This window comes from Pigmentiphaga soli (assembly GCF_039541095.1).
In the GTDB taxonomy this organism is placed as follows: Bacteria; Pseudomonadota; Gammaproteobacteria; order Burkholderiales; family Burkholderiaceae_B; genus Pigmentiphaga; species Pigmentiphaga soli.
Genome location: NZ_BAABFO010000019.1, coordinates 36,977 through 54,099, shown reverse-complemented (window position 1 = coordinate 54,099; position 17,123 = coordinate 36,977). Strand labels below are relative to the sequence as shown.

Sequence of the window (17,123 nt, the reverse complement as noted above, 5' to 3'; positions counted from 1 at the left end):
ACATAAGCACGAGGAGACGATATGACCCGATCCGTGAAAGTACTCGTACCCTGCGGATCCATCGGCACCGGCGTCCGGCCGCAGCAGCCGTTCGAGCGCGGCATGCAGGAACATCCCGACGTGATCGCGGTGGACGGCGGTTCCACCGATTCGGGGCCCTATTTCCTGGGCTCGGGCAGCGCGAAATGCTCGCGCGGCGTGTTGCGGGCGGAACTCAGGCTGCTGATGATCGCGCGGCGCAAACTCGGCATCCCGCTGATCGTCGGCAGCTGCGGCACCTGCGGCTCGGACGCCGGCGTCGACCTGATGCGCGACTTGTGCAAGGAACTGGCGCAAGAGCTGGGGCAGACGGTGCGGGTCACGTGCATCTACAGCGAGCAGACCGCCGACGCGGTCAAGTCGGCGCTGGCCGCCGGGCGCATCAAGCCCCTGCAGCCCGTCCGCCCGATCGACGACGCGCTGGTCGACCGCTGTTCGCACATCGTCGCCGCGATGGGCGTGGAGCCCATCATCCATGCGCTGGAGCAGGGCGCCGACATCGTGCTGGCCGGCCGCGCCACCGACACGGCGCTGATGGCGGCGGTGCCGATCATGCGCGGCATGAACGCGGGCGCGGCCTGGCATGCGGGCAAGATCCTGGAATGCGGGGCCTTCTGCACCACCAAGCCCGCCAGCGGCGCGGTCATGGCGACCGTCGACGATGCGGGCTTCATCGTGCATGCGCTGGCCGACGGCGCCAAGGCGACGCCGCGTACCGTGCTGGCCCACATGCTGTACGAGAACTCGAATCCCTACGTGCTGACCGAACCCGGCGGCGCGCTCGACGTCGAGCAGGCCCGCTACACGGCCATCGACGACCAGCACGTCCGCGTCGAGGGCGCCCGCTGGACGCCGGCCGACGCCTACACCGTCAAGCTGGAAGGCGCCGCGCCGGCCGGCTACCAGGGCGTCAGCATGTGCATCATCCGCTCGCCCGAATACCTGGCGCGCTTCGACGAATGGCTGGAACTGCTCGAAGCCCGGGTGCGGAACATCATCGCCACCCAGCTCGGCCTGGACGACGGCGCCTACGACCTGCAGTTCCGCGCCATCGGCCGCGACGCCGTGCTGGGCCGGCTGGAAAGCCGGCGCGGCGACCCGGTGGAGATCGGCGTGATGGCCATCGCGACTTCGCCCGACGCCGCGCGCACGCGCGAGATCATCAAGCTGCTGAGCCCGCCGATGCTGCATTTCCCGCTGCCGGACGACCCGGTCACGGCGACCCACGCCTTCCCCCTCTCGCCCTCGTCGATGGACCGCGGCATCGTCTACGAATTCGTGCTGAACCACGTGATGGTGGTGGACGACCCGCTGGCCCCATTCCGCTTCCAGACCGCCGTTTTCGGGAGTGTTCAATGAGCCGCCAAGCCGCCTACGCCATCCGGTCCAAGAATGCCGGCCCCTTCTGGCTGACCATCGACATCTTCTGCGACGACGCCGCCACCTACCGGCGCATGTGCGACGAACCGCGCCTGGGTGCCGGGGCGATTGCCGACCTGCTCAAGGCCGACGCCGGCAGCGTGAAGATCTTCCGGATCGAGGCGCTGAACGTGATCAAGATCAGCCTGCCCCGGCCGGTGGTCCAGGGCGCGGTCGCCGACCGCGATATGCATGGCGCGCAGTGGGCCTATCTGCTGCAAGAAAAACTGGAGACAGAACGATGAGACGAGAAGACAGCCTTGGCCGCCGCCGCTTCCTGCTGGGCGCCGCCGCCGCGGCCGCCGGTGCCGCGACCGGGCTGGCGGCCCCTGCCGCCCATGCGGACGAATACCCCAGCAAGCCGATCCGGCTGATCCTGCCGAACTCGCCCGGCTCGTCGGTCGACAAGGTATCGCGGGTACTGGCCACGCCGCTGGGAATGGCGCTCGGCCAGCCTGTCGTGGTGGAGAACCTGCCCGGCTCGGGCGGCCTGATCGGCATGCAGCAACTGCTGCGCGCGCCGAAGGACGGCTATACCATCGGCATCGTATCCAGCAACTACAGCGTCGGCCCCTATCTCTACGACCTGCCCTACGACTCGCTGAAGGACATCACGCCGGTATCCATCCTGGTGTCGGGCCCCTTCGTGCTGCTGGTGTCGCCCAAGATTCCGGCCCGCACCCTGGCCGAATTCATCGCGCTGGCCAAGTCGCGGCCGGCCGACGCCACGCTGACCTTCGGCTCGCCCGGCGTCGGCACCTCGTTCCACCTGAGCGGCGAACTGCTGAACGTCACCGCCGGCACGCGGCTGCTGCACGTGCCCTACAAGATGATCAACAACTACGTCACCGACCTGGTCGGCGGCCAGCTGGATAGCGGCTTTCTTACCGCGAACGTGGCTGCGCCCCTGATCAAGGCAGGCAAACTGCGGCCGCTGGCGGTCACCACGCCCACGCGTTCGCGCCTGCTGCCCGACGTGCCCACCATCGCCGAATCGGGATACCCCGATTTCAACGTCGATGGCTGGCAAGGGCTGATCGTCGCCGCCGGCACGCCGCGGGCGATCGCCGAGAAGCTGAACGCCGAGATGAACCGCGCCCTCAGGATGCCGGACGTGGTGAAGGTGATCGAGGACGATGGCCATCGCATCGTCGGGGGCAGCCTGGCCGATGCCGCGGACTGGTTCGCGCGCGACTTCGATAGAATCGGGAAGCTCGCCAAGGCGATCGGGCTCAAGCCCGAATAGCCCGCCGCGCCAGACGGCGGCGGCCGGCCGGCGCGCGCCGCCGCGGGGCGGCCGCATCGGCGCCTTCCCCGGAGACACCGATCAAACAGCTCGAATTCCAGACGCTCAGGATCTTCATGGCGGTGGCCGACACGGGCAGCCTGTCGGCCGCCGCCGAGCGCAGCAATATCGCGGTGGCGGCGATCAGCAAGCGCATTGCCGACCTGGAACACTCGATGGGCAGCCAGTTCTTCCACCGGCACGCGCGCGGCATGCACCTCACGCCGGCCGGCCGCGAACTGCTGCAGCATGCGCGCGAGATCATCTTCAGCGTCGACCGCATGCACAACAACCTCAGCCGCTACGCGCTGGGCGTCAAGGGCCACGTGCGGGTCGCGGCCACCGGTTCCGCGGTGTCGGAATTCCTGCCCGATGAACTCAAGCGGTTCGGCGACCGCTGCCCCAACATCGTCATCGACCTGGCCGAATGGACCAGCCAGCGCATCGCCAACGCCGTGCTGGAAGGCCGGGTCGACATGGGGATATTCGTCGGCCCCAGCACCCATCAGGACCTGGTCACCTTCGCCTACCGGCACGACGAATTATGCATCGTCGCCCCGCCGGCGCATCCTTTGGCCCGGCGCGAATCGGCGCGGCTGGCCGATGCCGTGGCCTACGACATCATCGGCCTGGAGCCGCGCAGCTCCATCGCCCAGCACGTGGTGGCCGAAGGCGGCCCCGGACTGAAGATCCGCATCAGCGTGCGCAGCACCGACGCCTTGTGCCGCATGGTGGCGGCGGGCCTGGGCGTGGGCATCGCGCCCAAGCGCATCGCGCAGACCCACGTGGCGTCGATGGAAGTGCGGATCGTCGAACTGGCCGAGCCGTGGGCGCAGCGGGACCTGCTCATCGCGGTGCGGTCGGAGGAAGGGCTGTCGACGCCTGCCCGCATGTTCCTGGCCCATTGCCGCGGGATGGCGGAACCCGCGGCCGCGCCGCCTGGCCGGCGCTAGCCGGCATCCGCCGCGCGGACATGGCGGCGTCCTTCTTGCCCTCGAAATGTAATTACATTATTATATTGCCATGAATACGACATCCACTGTTCGACGCGGCCGGCTTGCGCTCCACCATCAGATGGAAGCCCTGCTCAGAGACACCATCCTGGACGGCACGCTGGCGGCCGGCGACATGCTGCCCACCGAGGAAGAACTCACCCGGCGCCATGGCGTGAGCCGCACGGTGGTGCGCCAGGCCATGCGCTCGCTCGAAACCCAGGGGCTGATCCAGCGCATCGCGGGCAAGGGAACCTTCGTGCGCGACAGCAAGGCGGATCCGTTCTCGAGCTGGTCGATCAACTCCACGGAAGATCTCGCCAGCTACGGGCGCAACACGAAGCTGACCATCCTCGAACGGCTCGAGGTTCCGGCTCCGCCCGACGTCGCCGAGGCGCTGGAGCTTGCGCCAGGCACGCTGGTATCGGAAATCCGCTCGGTCCGGTCCTCGAAAGCGGGTCCGTTCGCGTACCAGCGCAACTACGCCCTGCTCGACATCGGCCGCAAGGTGGCCGCGCAGAAGCAGATCAAGTCCATGCTGCTGGCCATCCAGCAATATGGAAACGTCAAGCCGCTGCACATGCTGCAGGCGATCAGCGCGGTCGGCGCCGCCGAAGACGTCGCCCGGATACTGGAACTGGAGGTCGGCGCCCCGGTACTGCAGTTCGAATGGCAATTGATCTCGGTCGAGGGCACCCGCATCACGTTTTCGCGCACGCGATATCGCTCCGACCGGTACCGCCACGTCACGAAGCTGCTGCCCGGCGGCGGCTGACCGCGCCGGCATTGCCGGCCACGCCCAACCATCGATACGGCACCACTGGAGGAAGACGCCATGCAAACGGCGGGAGACACGAGCGGCATCGTCCGCACCGACCATGCCGACGCGCCAGGCGTGGTCACGCTGCGCATCAATCGGCCCCACGTCAAGAACGCCCTCGGCCCGGCCGATCTGCAGGCGCTCGACCGGCACCTGCTCGATTGCCAGCTCGACCCGGAAGTCGCCGCGGTCATCGTCACGGGAACCGGGGACGCCTTCTGCGCCGGGGCCGACCTGAAACAGATGAACGCGCGATCGCCCCAGGACCGCGCCCGCGGCGGCGAAACGGCCACCGACCTGATGACCCGCATCGTCACGATGCCGAAGATCGTCATCGCCGCCCTGAACGGCGCCTCGGCGGGGCTGGGCAATCACATCGCCCTGTGCAGCGACCTGTGCATCGCCAAAGAGGGCGCGGCGCTGCACTTCACGGGGGCGATCAAGGGCATTCCCAGCATGCAGATGGGCGCGCTGGTCCTGCCGATGGTAATGGGACTCAAGCGCGCGAAGTCTCTGCTATTGCGTGGCGGCCGCGTGCCGGCGGAGCGGGCCGTGGAGCTTGGCATCTGCAATGAAGTGGTCGAGGCCGGGCGATGGGACGCCGCCCTCGCGGCCCTGGCCGCGGAATTTTCCGGCCGCCACGCGCCCACCCTGGCCCATAACAAGTTCCAGCTCAATCAATTCGCCTACCAGATGATCGGTGCCCTCAAGCTCTCGTCGCTGGCAGGCGCAATGCATTTTGCGGCCAGCGGCGAACTGCAGACGGGACGGGTCGAGTACGGGGCGCAAGCATGACGGGCCGCCGGCTTGCGCAAATCGACGCGCGCAACACGATCCCGCGCCGGCTGGTCGAGCAGGCCGGGCGCCACGGCGCCAAGGCCCTCGTCCGGTTTCCCCGCGAGGGCGAAATGCTGAGCTACCAGGACCTGGTCGCGCACGCAGAGGCCGGCGCCGCCCGGCTGCGGCAGGAATTCGGTCTCCAGGCCGGGGCGGCAGCCGCGCTCTATCTCGGCAACTCCGCCGATTACGTCAAGGCGTGGTTCTCCTGCATGTTCGCCGGCCTGGTCGACGTACCGATCAACCACGAATTCCGCAAGACGACCTTGCTGTTCGGCCTGGCGACGGTCGGCGCCCAGGCCGCCTTCACCGACGGCGAAGGCGTCGCCTGCCTGCTGGATCCCGAGGTACGCGACTATCTGCGCCATATCAAGGTGCTGGTCCTGGCCGGCCGCTACGAATTGCAGGCGGTCCGGCAAGCGCTCGCGGCCGTCGCGCACGCGCCGGCCGTGGTCGAACTCGCCGCGCTGACAGAGCCTGGCCCCGCCGCCTCGCCGTGGACGGCGATCGAGGCGACGGCCCCGGCGCTGATCCGCTTTACCTCCGGCACGACCGGGCCGGCCAAGGGCATCGTGCAAAGCCATCTGCACGTGCTCTCCAAGGCGGCCGTCCACAACGAAGTGCTCGAATATGCCGAGGCCGACGTTCTGTACAGCCCCTTTCCACTGCACCACAACCTCGCGAGCATCAACGGGCTGATCGGCACCCTCCACGCCGGGGGCACCTTCGTCAGCGTCCCCAAGTTCAGCGCCAGCCGCTTCTGGCTGGAGGCGCGGGACAACGGCGCCACGCTGGCGCACCTGCTGCGTGGCGTCGCGCCCCTGGTAGCCGCCCAGCCTCCCGCGGCGTCGGACCGCCAGCACCGCGTCAGGTATCTGTGGGCCGGCCAGCCGAACCGCGCCTTCGAGGAAAGATTCAATACCCGGTTCGTCCAGATCTATGCGCTGGGCGAAGTCGGGGTCATCTCGTACATGCGGGGCGGGCCCGAAGGGACGGCCAGCGCCGGCTATCCCCTGCCGGAGATGGACGTTCGCATCGTCGATGCGCTCGACCGGCCTGTCGCGGCCGGCGTGGTCGGCGAGATCACGGTGCGGCCGCTGGCGCCCCACCGCGTGATGCTGTGCTACCACGAGAACCTGCCAGCCACCGCCCGGGCATTCCGCAACCTGTGGTTCCACACGGGCGACGGCGGCTACCTCGGCGAAGACGGCCAGCTCTATTTCTCCGGCCGCCTCGGAGACACCATCCGCCGGCGCGGCGTGAACATCTCTTCGGAACAGGTCGAATCCGAGCTTCGGCGGCATCCCTCGGTCCGCGATTGCGCGGTGATCGCGGTCCCGTCGGAAACCGGCGAACAGGAAATCCACGCATGCATCCAGTGGGAGTCCGAGCCGGACGACATCGCTGCCGCCTACGAGGATCTGGCGGCGTTCATGAGCGACCGCCTTCCCAAGGTATACGTGCCGCGGTTCCTGGAAACGGTCGACGACCTGCCCCGCACCCATACGGGCAAGGTCCGCAAGGCAGCGCTGCGCGAACGCGCGCGCTTCGGCACCACCTGGGACCGCGAGCGAAGGTCCTGGCTGAACCATAACCCCCACCAATGACCACCCTTTGGCGGATCCGGATCACCGGACCGCCGCGGAGGAGACTCGTGAAAAAGAATGCACTGTTGCGCGGCCTCGCCGCCGCCATCGCCGGCACGGCCTCGATCTCGGGCGCCGCCCTCGCCCAGGCGCCGCAGCCCGCCGCCTACCCGGCCCAGACGGTGCGGATCGTGGTGCCGTTCGCCCCTGGCGGCGCCACCGACTACATCGCCCGGCTCGTCGCCCAGCGCCTGACGCAGCGGCTGGGGCAGTCCTTCGTGGTGGAAAACCGCGCCGGCGCGGGTGGCGTGGTCGGCGCGGAGGCCGCGCTGCGCGCGCCGCCCGACGGCGGCACGATCCTCGTCGCTTCGGCCAGCTACGCGGTGAATCCGGCCTTGATGAAACTTTCCTTCGACCCGATCCGCGACGCCCGGCCGGTGATCAATATGGTCTTCGCGCCCAGCGTGTTCACCGTCACCGCCGGCATGCCGATCAAGACATTGGGCGAACTGGTGGCGTACGCCAAGGCGAATCCGGGCAAGCTGGCCTATGCCACCCAAGGCATGGGCAGCATCACGCACGTGTCGACGGAGTCGTTTCTCAACACCACCGGCGTCCGCATGATCCACGTGCCTTACCGCGGCATGGGGCCGGCCCTGACGGCGATCGCCGCCGGCGAAGTGCAGGTGCTGATCTCCGACCCCGGCGCCGCGCAGCCGGTGGCCGCCACCGGCAAGATCCGGCTGCTTGCGGTGGCCGGCGAACGGCGGCTCGAACAGTTTCCCGACGTGCCGACGGTGGGCGAGGCGGGCTTCCCGCAACTTGCCAACTACGGATCGTGGCAGGGAATGTTCGTGCCCCGCGGCACGCCGCAGGCCATCGTCGAAACGCTGAACCGGCAGGTCAACGATATCCTGCGCTCTGCCGACGTGCAGCAGGAGCTCGGCAAGCGCTTCGCCACGCCGCTGGGCGGTACGCCGGAGGAATTCGCGCAGCGCGTCAGCGCGGACATCGAGCGTTACGGAGCGCTCGTGCGCAAGATGAATATCAAGGCCGAGTAGAAGCCGGCGCCTGATCGTCCGGCCCGCGGCCTGCCATCGCCCTGCCGGCCTATGCCCCAGGCGCCTGGCGCCCGGCGGCCGGGCCGCCCATGATCGCCGCGCGGATCGCATTGGCGTTGTAGCGCATCATGTCGACGTAGGTCGCGGCCGGCCCCGAGGCGCCGGACAGGGCGTCAGAATAGAGAGTGGCATTCACCCGCATGCCGGTCTCGTCCGCGATCTGGCGGATCAGGCGCGGGTTGGTGATGTTCTCCATGAAGATGGCCGCCACTTGTTGCGCCCTGGCCTGCGCGATGAGCGCGGCGACGTCGGCTGCGGTGGGGTCGGCGTCGGTCGAAATGCCTTCCGGGGCAAGGAAGGTGATCCCGTAGGCGCGGCTGAAATAGCCGAACGCGGCATGGGAGGAAATGACGCGGCGGCGGTCCGGCGGAATGGCCCGCATCATCGCGGCGATCTCGTCGTCGAGCGCGCGCAGGCGGGCGAGATAGGCGTTGCCGTTGGATTGGTAGACGCCGCAATCGGCCTGGTCGGCCTCGCACAGGGCCTGGATGATGTTGCCGACGTAGACCTGCGCGTTGCGCGCCGACTGCCAGGCGTGGGGATCGTACTTGCCATGGTGGTGGTGGGCGTGCGGCTCGCTGCCTTGCTGCTGGCCGGCCGGGTGCCCGTGGCCGTCTTGCTGCCCGTGCGCGCCGTGGCCGGCTTCGGCGCCGCCCGCCGCTTCCGCCAGCCCCGCCCTGCCCGCCGCTTCCAGCGGCTCGATGCCGCGCGACACTTCCACCAGGCGGGCCCGCGTGCCGCTGGCCTGCACCAGCCTCGGGATGAACCCTTCGAATTGCAGGCCATTGACCAGCACGACGTCGGCCTCGGCCACGGCGACGGCATCGGCCGGCGTAGGCTCGTACACGTGCGAATCGCCGTCCGGCCCCACCAGCGTGGCGAGCCGGATGTGGTCGCCGCCGACCTGGCGGGCCATGTCGGCGATGATCGAAAAACTGGCTACCACCCGCAGCTCGCGCGCCTGCGCCGGCGCCCACGCGCCCAGCAGCATGGGTAACGTTATAACGTAAAACAGGGCGACGCTTCGCAGGCGGCGGGCCATGGGGTTCTCCTTCAGAGGGTGGGTGTGGCGGCCATGCGGATGCGCGACGTCAGGATGCCGCGGCTTCCGGCCAGCAGGGAAACGAGGTAGACGGCGCCGGCGCACAATATGACCGCCGGCCCCGACGGCAACGCGAAGTGGAAGGACAGCAGCAGCCCGGCGGTGCACGACGCGGCGCCGATCGCGGCCGCCAGCACGCACATGCGGTCCGCGCGAGAAACCCAGAACCGCGCCGCGGCGGCCGGCAGCATCATCAGCCCGACGGACAGCAGCGTGCCGAGCGCCTGGAAGCCGCCCACCAGATTGACGACCGTCAGGCAGAGGAATATGAAGTGCACCGGCGTGCCCAGCCTGGAAACCGAGCGCAGGAACAGCGGGTCCATGCAGTCGGCCACCAGCGCGCGCCAGCACAGGCGCATCGCCAGCAGGGTAACCGCGGCAATGGCGGCGATGACGGCCAGCGCCTCGTCGTCCAGTGCCAGCACCGTGCCGAACAGCACGTGCATCATGTCCACGCTGGAACCCTTGAGCGAAACCAGCAGCACGCCCAGGGCCAGCGAGATGAGATAGAAGGCCGCCATGGAGGCGTCCTCCTTCTGGATCGTCAGGCGCGCCACGACGCCGGAAGCCAGCGCGACCGCCAGGCCCGCGACGAGGCCGCCCGCCATCATCGGCAGGATCTGCACCCCGTACAGCAGATAGCCCAGCGCCGCGCCGGGCAGGATGCCGTGCGACATGGCGTCGCCGGCCAGGCTCATGCGGCGCAGCATCATGAAGACGCCCACCGGACACGCGCTGGCCGCAAGCAGCAGCGACCCGGCCAGCGCCCGCCGCATGAACGCATACTCGACGAAAGGCGCCACGAAGTGGGCATAGGCGCCGGAAGTCAGCATGCCGCCGCCCCGACGGCTTCGACATCGCGATGCGGGGCGCGCGGCGCCGGCTCGCCGCGGCGCACCGGCGCCAGTTGCGTGCGCGAGCCGCCGGCATCGGCGCGTTGGACCAGCGCCAGCACCTGCTGGAAATCGGACGCCACCTCGGCCCCGTGCGAAACCATGACCACCGTGCGGCCTTCGGCATGCCAGCGCGCGATCAGCGCCAGCATGTCGCCCATCGTCTGCCGGTCGACGGCGTTGAACGGCTCGTCGAGCAGGATCAGGCCGGCATCCTGCACGATCGCCCGCGCGAACAGCGCGCGCTGCAACTGGCCGCCGGACAGCGTGTCGATGAGGCTTGCCGCCTGCGCGCTCAACCCGACCGCCTCCAGCGCGCGGCCGACCGCGGCGCGGTCTTGCGGACGATGCCGCCCGAGCAGTCCGCGGCGCGGCCACAGGCCTTGCGCGACCAGGTCGACGACGCGGGCCGGGAAGCTGCGATCGAGCTCCGATTGCTGGGGCAGGTACGCCACCCGGCAATCCGGCTGGCGCAGGCAGGCGCCGCCGAGGGGCCGCAGCACCCCGGCCATGCCTTTCATCAGCGTCGACTTGCCGCAGCCGTTGGCGCCCACGATGGCCACCAGCGCGCCGGCGGCGATGTCGGCGGTCGCGGCATGGATGACCGGCCGGCCGGCATAGCCCAGGGTCAGGTCGCGCAGCGCCAGGCAAATGCCATCCGCGGGCCTATGGTTTTCCGCCATGGGGTATAGTTCGAAATCGGGACGTAACGTTATCACATAACGCAACCATGGATGCAACCGCGACGCAGTTGACCAAGAACCAGGCCCAGGTCCTGCAGGCGCTGTCCGGCGCCGCGGGCCCGGTCAGCGCCTATACGCTGCTGGAAAGGCTGCGCGGCCAGGGCTTTCGCGCGCCGCTGCAGGTCTATCGCGCGCTCGACAAGCTCATCGAATACGGCATGGCCCACCGTATCGAAAGCATGAATGCCTTCGTCGCCTGCGCCCACCCCGACCATGCGCATACCTGCGCCGTATTCGCCATCTGCGACCACTGCGGCCGCACGGAGGAGTTCTTCGACGGCGCGGTCGGCCGCCGCCTCGGCGGCTGGGCCAGGGACCACGCCTTCAAGCTCGACCGCACGTCCATCGAACTGCGCGGCACATGTTCGGACTGCAGGCCCTGACGCGCGCGCGCCGCCCCGCCCTGCTGCTGCTCGGCTGGGCCGCCGCCGGCGCCGCCTGGGCGCATCCGCATGCCTGGATCGACGTGCGCAGCACCGTCGTCGTGTCGCCCGCCGGCATGGTCGCGGCGATCGAAGAGGAATGGCTGTTCGACGAGCTCTATACCACTTACGTGGTGGAAGAAATGGCCGGCGGCCGCGCGCCCACCGCGGAAGTCGCCGCCGGCTTCGCGGGACAGGTCATCGAGAATCTCGGCCCCTACGGCTACTTCACCAAGGTCGCGGCCGATGGCCGGCCGGTCGCCCTCGCGCCGGTCACCCAATACCACAGCGAGATGCGCGGCGACCGCCTCGTGCTCCGCTTCACCGCCAGGCTGGCGCAGCCGGTGGACCCGGCCCGCCACGCGTTCTCGTACGCCATCTACGACCCCACGTATTTCATCGAAATGAAGCACGACGCGAACAGTCCGCCGGCCCTGCGCGGCAGCGAGCCCGGCCGCTGCCGGCTCGACGTCCGCCAGCCCAGGCCCGACCCGCGCGCCGCGGCCCGCGCGTTCGCCATGGACAGAGGGGCGCCGGCCGATGACACGCTGGGCCGGCTGTTCGCCGAGCGGGTCGTCATGGCATGCCGATGACGGGCCATCGCGCGGATACCCGCGCTGCCGACGCATGGTGGCCGTACGGATTATTGGCGGCGGCGGTGGCGGTCCTGGCCGTGCTGTGGCTGCTCCGCTCCGACGCATGGAGCGACACGCTGGCCTGGGTCCAGGCGGCGCAGCGGGACCTGCACCGCCAGCTGGCCTTCGCGATGCGCGCGGCGGCCCGGGAAGGCTCTTCCGCCGCATGGATCTTGGCCGGGCTGGGACTGCTCTACGGGGTCTTCCATGCCGCCGGGCCGGGCCACGGCAAGGCGGTCATCGCGACCTACCTGGGCAGCAGCCGGGTACTCCTGGGCCGCGGCATCCTGCTGTCCACTCTCGCCGCCCTCGTCCAGGGAATCACCGCGATCGTCCTGGTGGAGGCTGCGCGCGGCGTGTTCGGGCTGTCGATGCGGGATACCCAGCACATGGCCGTGCGGCTGGAGAACGCCAGCTTCGCGCTGGTGGCCCTGCTCGGCGCCATGCTGGCGCTGCGCAGCGGGCGCGCCCTGTGGCGGCGGGCGCGCGCCCCGGCCGACGACCGCGGGCTGGACGACGATGCCCCGAATGACGGCGGATCAGGCAGCGGCGGGCCGCATCGCGCCGGACCGGCCAGCGGCGCCGCGCCCATGCCAGGCGGCCAGCTATTCTCCGCCGGCGGCCGCATGCAGCCCTATTGCGCGGACTGCGGCGCGCAGCACGGCCCGTCGCGCCGGCACATCGCCCAGCCGCTGTCGCTGCGCACCGCCGCCGCCGTCGTGCTGTCGATCGGCCTGCGCCCCTGCACCGGCGCCGTGCTGGTGCTGCTGGTCGCATACTCGCTGAACATGCGCCTGGCCGGCATCGCCGCGGTGTTCGCCATGTCGCTGGGCACGGCCGCCACGGTGGGCGCGCTCGCGGCGCTGACGGTGTTCGCACGCGGCGGCGCCTTCCGGCTGCTGCAGGGAATGTCGGGCGGCCACCGCCGCCTGCAGCTGGTCTTCGATGCCATCGGGCTGGGCGGCGGCCTGCTGATCGCATCGATGGGAATCGGGCTGCTGAACCAGGGCCTGCAGGCCCCGGCCCATCCGCTTTTCTGAATCGCCCGGCGGCCCGGCTTCAATCCGCGTCGGCCAAGCTGTGCGTGCTCGGGTGGAACAATTCCTCCGGCGTCACGGCGCGGGCCAGCAAGCCGTCGGCCATCGCATAGCGCAGCAAGGCCTCGATCTCGTGCCGGCTGGCCGCCAGCCCGTAGGCCCACATCCTGTCGCCCAGCACCTCGCGCGTGCGCGCCGCGTCGGCCGCGGCCCACGCCAGCGACACCTGGTTGATGTTCACCTGCGTCAGCGCCTTCAACGCCCCGGCCTTGGCCTGCGCGAAAGCGCGGTACGCCTCTACCGGCAGCCACGGATGCGCCTCGCACAGGCTGCGGCGGATGACCAGCACGTGCATGATGGGGAAGATGCCGGTCTTGCGGAAATAGGCCTGCTCGGCCGCCACGTAGTCCGGGAACAGCCTGCCGACCCGTTGCGGATGCGTGCGCAGCGCCGACGGCACCGGCGGCAGCATCAGGCCGTCGAGCTCGCCGTCCAGCAGCATGCCGTTGAGCGTGCGGTCGGCCGGGATCGGCTGCAGGTCCACGCCCGGCGGCAACCGGATGCGGGTGCGTTCGCCGCGGCTGTCGGGTTTTTCCAGCCCGCCCGTGCGCCAATGCACGCGGGTGGTGTCCAGGCCGCATTCCTCGCGCAGGATGCCGCGCACCCAGACCCCCGCGGTCTGCTGGTACTGCCCCATGCCGATCGTCTTGCCGGCCAGGTCGGCGCCGCCGGCGATGCCGCGGTCCTTGCGAATGTAGATCGAAGAGTGGCGGAACGCCCGCGACAGGAACACAGGGATGGCCACGTAGTCCTGGTCGCCGCGCGCGGCGGCGACCATATAGCTGGACATCGACAGCTCCGCGACGTCGAAGGCCTTGTCGGCCAGCGTGCGGCGGAAGATGTCCTGCGCCTCCCCTGGCAGCGCGACCACATCGCAGCCGGCGATGGGTATCCGGCCGTCGAGCACCGGCTGCGAACGGTCGCTGACGGTGGCCGCCAGCGTCAAGGTCAGCCTGGCCATGGCTTCAGTTCGCCGTCACGTGGGCGCGCCGCACCACGTCGCCCCACTTGGCGCTGTCGGCGGCGACGAAGTCCTGGAACTCCTTGGGCGAGGCGCTGGTCTGCGGCAGCAGGCCGGCCTCGGCCATGGCGGTCTGCACCGTCGGATCGTTCACGGTGCGCACGATGGCCTCGTGCAGCCGCCTTACGATGGGCGCCGGCGTGGCGGACGGCACGAAAATGCCCTGCCACGACGAGGTGACGTTCTTCGGGAAGCCCTGCTCGGCCAGCGTGGGCACGTTGGGCAATTGCGGCAGCCGGGCGCGGGTGGACGATCCCAGCGCCTTGATGCGGCCGCCCTTCAGATGCGTGAGCGCCGTGGCCAGCGCCAGGAACATGAAATCGATGCGCCCGGCGATGAGGTCGGGCATCGGGCCGGCGCCGCCCTTGTAGGGCACGTGCACCAGGTCCAGCCCCTGGCTCAGCGCCAGCTCTTCCACCTGCAGGCGGTTGACGCTGCCCACGCCCGGCGAGGCGAACGTGACCTTGCCCGGGTTCTTCTTGATGTAGGCGATCAGCTCGGTCACGTTGTTGGGCGGGAATTTGTTGCTGGCCACCACCACGCCCGGAATGTCGCACACCATGCTGACCGCCTGGAAATCCGTCAGCGGCTTGAAGGGCATGCTCGAATAGATGTGCTCGTTGACCGCCATCGACCCCACGTTGGTGAGCGCGATGGTGTAGCCGTCGGGCTTGGAGCGCTGCACCTGGCCGAGCCCGACGATGCCGTTGGCGCCGTCGCGATTGTCGACCACGATCTGCTGGCCCAGCACCTCGCCCAGCTTCTGCTGGATGATGCGCGCCGGCACGTCGGTCGCGCCGCCCGGCGCGAACGGCACCACCATCGTGATGGGATGGCTCGGGTAGTCTCCTTCCTGCGCGCCGGCGTGGCCGGGCAGCAAGCCCAGGCCGCCGGTCAAGGCGGCGGGCAGCGCGGCGGCGCCCGCGGCGAGGAGCGTGCGGCGGGTGGGTGACAGGCATTCGTTCTGGCTCATTGTCTTGCTCCGATGGTTTCTGGGATGGATCAGGCGCTGGGGATCGCGTGCAGCACGGGGAACCACGTCCCCAGTACGGTGGGCGGCCAGGGCACTTCCAGCAATTGGTCGAACACGCCGTAGATGAGCAGGGTCATCCCGGCGGCCATGGGCGCGATCACGCGCCATCTCTCGCGGCCCTCCACGTACATCAGGACCGAGACGAAAACCGGCACGGTGGGGATCAGGCCGATCAGCCACATCGAGGCCATGAACCCGGCCAGGTACAGGAAGAAGACGGCGCCGCGCCCGAGCACCTGCCTGCCGGTAAGGTGGGCGATGCTGCTCGCCACGTCCATGTGCCCGGCCGCGGCCGGCACGGCCGGCATGCCGCCCGGCTGCCGCGCCGCCGGCGTGGCCTTGCACAGCTCGGTGAACAGGCTGGCGGCGCAGAAGACCACCGCGCCTGCGCCGACGATCAGCGGGATGATCCTGGCGTACAGGTTCCACGTCAGCGCCTGCGCCAGCATGGCCGCGAACAGGCACAGCAGCACGGCCGGCAGCAGGACGGGAAACGACAGGCGCGGCCGCCCGAACCCGGCCGGCAGCCGGCGCCCGCCGCGCTGGCGGATCCCGGCCAGCAGCGGCCGCAGCAGGGTCAGCGCCGACAGCGCGAACATGAGCACGACCACCGGCCGCGTCAGCCAGGCCAATTCGTAGCGCTGGATCGAGATGAACATGTAGCGCTCCAGCACCGAGCCGAGGATGAAGCCCAGCACCAGCGGCGGCCGCGGCCACTTGAAATGCTTGAAAGCCCAGCCCAGCACGCCGAAGGCGAGCAGCGAGTAGAGGTCGCCCCATTCGCGCTTGCCCTCGAAGGCGCCGATGAAGATCAGGCACAGCACCACCGGCAGGATCAGCGTGTGGCGCAGCGTCGCCAGCCGGGCGAAATGGCCGCTCAGCAGGAAGCACAGCCCCGAGCCCAGCAGGTTCGCCACCGCGATGCTCCACACCATCGAATAGCTGATGGCGAGGTTCTTGGACAACATGTCGGGCCCCGGCACCAGCCCGTGCATCAGGAAGGCGCCCAGCAGGATCGCCATGCCCGGGCTCGACGGCACGCCGAACACGATGGTCGGGATCAGCGCCCCGCCCTCGCGCGAATTGGTGGCGCTTTCGGCGGCGATCACGCCGCGCACGTCGCCGCGTCCGAAGGTGTCGCGCGCGCCTTTCTCGGTGCGCAGGGCATGGCCGTAGGAGATCCAGTCGATCACCGCGGCGCCGATGCCCGGCACCGCGCCCAGCGCCGCGCCGATGCCCGAGCAGCGCAGCACCAGGAACCAGTTCCTGAAGCAGTCGCGCACGCCGTGCGACAGGCCGCCTTCGCGGGCGCGCTCGGGCCTGGCGTTCCTGGAGATCGTCGAGCGGCCGACCATCAGGTCGCACAGCTCGGGCAGGGCGAAGATGCCCAGCGTCAGCGGCACCAGGGGCAGGCCGTCCATCAGGTAGACGCTGTCCAGGGTCCAGCGCAGCGTGCCGGTCTGCGGGTCGCCGCCGATCATCGCCAGCATCATGCCGAAGCAGGCGGCGGTCAGCCCGCGCAGCGGCGTGTTGCCCGACAGGGTGGCGACCATCGACAGGCCGAACACGGCCAGCGACAGCAGTTCGGGCGCGCCGATGTGCAGCATCAGCGGCCGTACCAGCGGCAGCATCGCGCCCAGCACCAGGGCGCCGAACAGTCCGCCGATCATGGCCGACATGTAGGAGGCGCCGAGCGCGCGGCCGCCTTCGCCGCGCTGGGTCATCGGATAGCCGTCGAGCGCGGTGGCCGCCGAGGCGGCATGGCCGGGCGCGCCCAGCACGATGGCCGAGATCGGGTCGGCGGTCGTGGTGGTCGCGGCAAAGCCCAGCAGCATCGCCATCGCCGTGGGCGGATCCATGTTGTAGGTGAAGGGCAGCAGCAGCGCCGTGCCGGCCACGCCGCCGATGCCCGGCAGAATGCCCAGCGCCAGGCCCATGCATACGCCGGCGAACAGGATCAGCAGACGGTGGGGATCGGAAACGAGCAGGAATGCCTGTCCCACCGCATCCAAGACATGTGCGTCCATCGGGTCTGCCTATGTTGGTGCTGCGGGGCTGCCCGGGGCGGCAGCCCGCGC

The 17,123-nt window shown here is 69.8% G+C and carries 17 protein-coding genes; 11 read left to right on the top strand and 6 right to left on the bottom strand.

The features are described 5' to 3' along the window. Nucleotides 1-21 precede the first annotated feature (21 nt). From ABD927_RS17860 to ABD927_RS17825, 8 genes are all read left to right on the top strand, one after another. Nucleotides 22-1,398, top strand: coding sequence for an acyclic terpene utilization AtuA family protein (locus tag ABD927_RS17860; protein WP_345251203.1), 1,377 nt, complete (start codon nt 22-24; stop codon nt 1,396-1,398). Then, nucleotides 1,395-1,703 (top strand): DUF4387 family protein, encoded by a 309-nt coding sequence (locus tag ABD927_RS17855; RefSeq protein WP_345251202.1) that lies wholly within the window; start codon nt 1,395-1,397, stop codon nt 1,701-1,703. The genes ABD927_RS17860 and ABD927_RS17855 overlap by 4 nt, the downstream gene beginning before the upstream one ends. Then, nucleotides 1,700-2,704, top strand: a complete 1,005-nt coding sequence (locus ABD927_RS17850; protein WP_345251201.1) for a tripartite tricarboxylate transporter substrate binding protein — start codon at nt 1,700-1,702, stop codon at nt 2,702-2,704. Before ABD927_RS17855 ends, ABD927_RS17850 begins: the two co-directional genes overlap by 4 nt. Next, entirely contained in the window at nt 2,701-3,696 is a 996-nt protein-coding gene (locus ABD927_RS17845; RefSeq protein ID WP_345251244.1) for a LysR family transcriptional regulator, read from the top strand. Before ABD927_RS17850 ends, ABD927_RS17845 begins: the two co-directional genes overlap by 4 nt. 121 nt (nt 3,697-3,817) lie before the next feature. After that, entirely contained in the window at nt 3,818-4,510 is a 693-nt protein-coding gene (locus ABD927_RS17840) for a GntR family transcriptional regulator (protein WP_345251200.1), read from the top strand. A 60-nt stretch (nt 4,511-4,570) separates the two neighbouring features. Then, nucleotides 4,571-5,350 (top strand): enoyl-CoA hydratase/isomerase family protein, encoded by a 780-nt coding sequence (locus ABD927_RS17835; protein WP_345251199.1) that lies wholly within the window; start codon nt 4,571-4,573, stop codon nt 5,348-5,350. After that, nucleotides 5,347-6,999 carry an AMP-binding protein gene (locus ABD927_RS17830; RefSeq protein WP_345251198.1) on the top strand — a complete coding sequence of 551 codons (1,653 nt, stop codon included), beginning with the start codon at nt 5,347-5,349 and terminating at the stop codon, nt 6,997-6,999. Before ABD927_RS17835 ends, ABD927_RS17830 begins: the two co-directional genes overlap by 4 nt. Nucleotides 7,000-7,046: 47 nt before the next feature. After that, nucleotides 7,047-8,039, top strand: a complete 993-nt coding sequence (locus tag ABD927_RS17825) for a Bug family tripartite tricarboxylate transporter substrate binding protein (RefSeq protein ID WP_345251197.1) — start codon at nt 7,047-7,049, stop codon at nt 8,037-8,039. Between the two features lie 49 nt (nt 8,040-8,088). On the opposite strand, the gene ABD927_RS17820 is transcribed toward ABD927_RS17825, so the two are convergent. The 3 genes from ABD927_RS17820 to aztA all read right to left on the bottom strand — a co-directional run bounded on the left by ABD927_RS17820 (nt 8,089) and on the right by aztA (nt 10,777). Then, a complete protein-coding gene (locus ABD927_RS17820; RefSeq protein ID WP_345251196.1) occupies nt 8,089-9,090 on the bottom strand; it encodes a metal ABC transporter solute-binding protein, Zn/Mn family in 1,002 nt (333 codons plus the stop codon). A gap of 62 nt (nt 9,091-9,152) precedes the next feature. Then, nucleotides 9,153-10,034 carry a zinc ABC transporter permease AztB gene (gene aztB / locus ABD927_RS17815; RefSeq protein WP_345251195.1) on the bottom strand — a complete coding sequence of 294 codons (882 nt, stop codon included), beginning with the start codon at nt 10,032-10,034 and terminating at the stop codon, nt 9,153-9,155. Then, nucleotides 10,028-10,777 (bottom strand): zinc ABC transporter ATP-binding protein AztA, encoded by a 750-nt coding sequence (gene aztA / locus ABD927_RS17810; protein WP_345251194.1) that lies wholly within the window; start codon nt 10,775-10,777, stop codon nt 10,028-10,030. Before aztA ends, aztB begins: the two co-directional genes overlap by 7 nt. Nucleotides 10,778-10,824: 47 nt before the next feature. Between aztA and ABD927_RS17805 the strand changes: the two genes are divergently transcribed. From ABD927_RS17805 to ABD927_RS17795, 3 genes are read left to right on the top strand one after another with little or no spacing between them, the layout of a single operon-like run. Next, nucleotides 10,825-11,220 (top strand): Fur family transcriptional regulator, encoded by a 396-nt coding sequence (locus ABD927_RS17805; protein WP_345251193.1) that lies wholly within the window; start codon nt 10,825-10,827, stop codon nt 11,218-11,220. Next, on the top strand, nt 11,199-11,852 hold the full coding sequence (locus ABD927_RS17800) for a DUF1007 family protein (protein WP_345251192.1): 654 nt from the start codon (nt 11,199-11,201) through the stop codon (nt 11,850-11,852). The genes ABD927_RS17805 and ABD927_RS17800 overlap by 22 nt, the downstream gene beginning before the upstream one ends. Beyond that, entirely contained in the window at nt 11,849-12,934 is a 1,086-nt protein-coding gene (locus tag ABD927_RS17795; protein ID WP_345251191.1) for a nickel/cobalt transporter, read from the top strand. Before ABD927_RS17800 ends, ABD927_RS17795 begins: the two co-directional genes overlap by 4 nt. 19 nt (nt 12,935-12,953) lie before the next feature. On the opposite strand, the gene ABD927_RS17790 is transcribed toward ABD927_RS17795, so the two are convergent. The 3 genes from ABD927_RS17790 to ABD927_RS17780 are packed head-to-tail and all read right to left on the bottom strand — an operon-like array spanning nt 12,954 to nt 17,072. Next, nucleotides 12,954-13,952 (bottom strand): PhnD/SsuA/transferrin family substrate-binding protein, encoded by a 999-nt coding sequence (locus tag ABD927_RS17790; RefSeq protein ID WP_345251190.1) that lies wholly within the window; start codon nt 13,950-13,952, stop codon nt 12,954-12,956. A gap of 4 nt (nt 13,953-13,956) precedes the next feature. Continuing rightward, entirely contained in the window at nt 13,957-14,985 is a 1,029-nt protein-coding gene (locus ABD927_RS17785) for a Bug family tripartite tricarboxylate transporter substrate binding protein (RefSeq protein WP_345251189.1), read from the bottom strand. Between the two features lie 29 nt (nt 14,986-15,014). Further along, entirely contained in the window at nt 15,015-17,072 is a 2,058-nt protein-coding gene (locus tag ABD927_RS17780; RefSeq protein WP_345251188.1) for a tripartite tricarboxylate transporter permease, read from the bottom strand. Between the last annotated feature and the right edge of the window lie 51 nt (nt 17,073-17,123).

Excerpts from the sequence above, each read along its gene's own strand:
- ABD927_RS17800 (WP_345251192.1), top strand. The coding sequence starts at position 11,199 with ATGTTCGGACTGCAGGCCCTGACGCGCGCGCGCCGCCCCGCCCTGCTG.
- ABD927_RS17805 (WP_345251193.1), top strand. The coding sequence starts at position 10,825 with ATGGATGCAACCGCGACGCAGTTGACCAAGAACCAGGCCCAGGTCCTG.
- ABD927_RS17835 (WP_345251199.1), top strand. The coding sequence starts at position 4,571 with ATGCAAACGGCGGGAGACACGAGCGGCATCGTCCGCACCGACCATGCC.
- ABD927_RS17820 (WP_345251196.1), bottom strand. The coding sequence starts at position 9,090 with ATGCTGCTGGGCGCGTGGGCGCCGGCGCAGGCGCGCGAGCTGCGGGTG.
- aztA (WP_345251194.1), bottom strand. The coding sequence starts at position 10,777 with ATGGCGGAAAACCATAGGCCCGCGGATGGCATTTGCCTGGCGCTGCGC.
- ABD927_RS17850 (WP_345251201.1), top strand. The coding sequence starts at position 1,700 with ATGAGACGAGAAGACAGCCTTGGCCGCCGCCGCTTCCTGCTGGGCGCC.
- aztB (WP_345251195.1), bottom strand. The coding sequence starts at position 10,034 with ATGCTGACTTCCGGCGCCTATGCCCACTTCGTGGCGCCTTTCGTCGAG.
- ABD927_RS17795 (WP_345251191.1), top strand. The coding sequence starts at position 11,849 with ATGACGGGCCATCGCGCGGATACCCGCGCTGCCGACGCATGGTGGCCG.
- ABD927_RS17840 (WP_345251200.1), top strand. The coding sequence starts at position 3,818 with ATGGAAGCCCTGCTCAGAGACACCATCCTGGACGGCACGCTGGCGGCC.
- ABD927_RS17830 (WP_345251198.1), top strand. The coding sequence starts at position 5,347 with ATGACGGGCCGCCGGCTTGCGCAAATCGACGCGCGCAACACGATCCCG.
- ABD927_RS17790 (WP_345251190.1), bottom strand. The coding sequence starts at position 13,952 with ATGGCCAGGCTGACCTTGACGCTGGCGGCCACCGTCAGCGACCGTTCG.
- ABD927_RS17860 (WP_345251203.1), top strand. The coding sequence starts at position 22 with ATGACCCGATCCGTGAAAGTACTCGTACCCTGCGGATCCATCGGCACC.
- ABD927_RS17780 (WP_345251188.1), bottom strand. The coding sequence starts at position 17,072 with ATGGACGCACATGTCTTGGATGCGGTGGGACAGGCATTCCTGCTCGTT.
- ABD927_RS17785 (WP_345251189.1), bottom strand. The coding sequence starts at position 14,985 with ATGAGCCAGAACGAATGCCTGTCACCCACCCGCCGCACGCTCCTCGCC.
- ABD927_RS17855 (WP_345251202.1), top strand. The coding sequence starts at position 1,395 with ATGAGCCGCCAAGCCGCCTACGCCATCCGGTCCAAGAATGCCGGCCCC.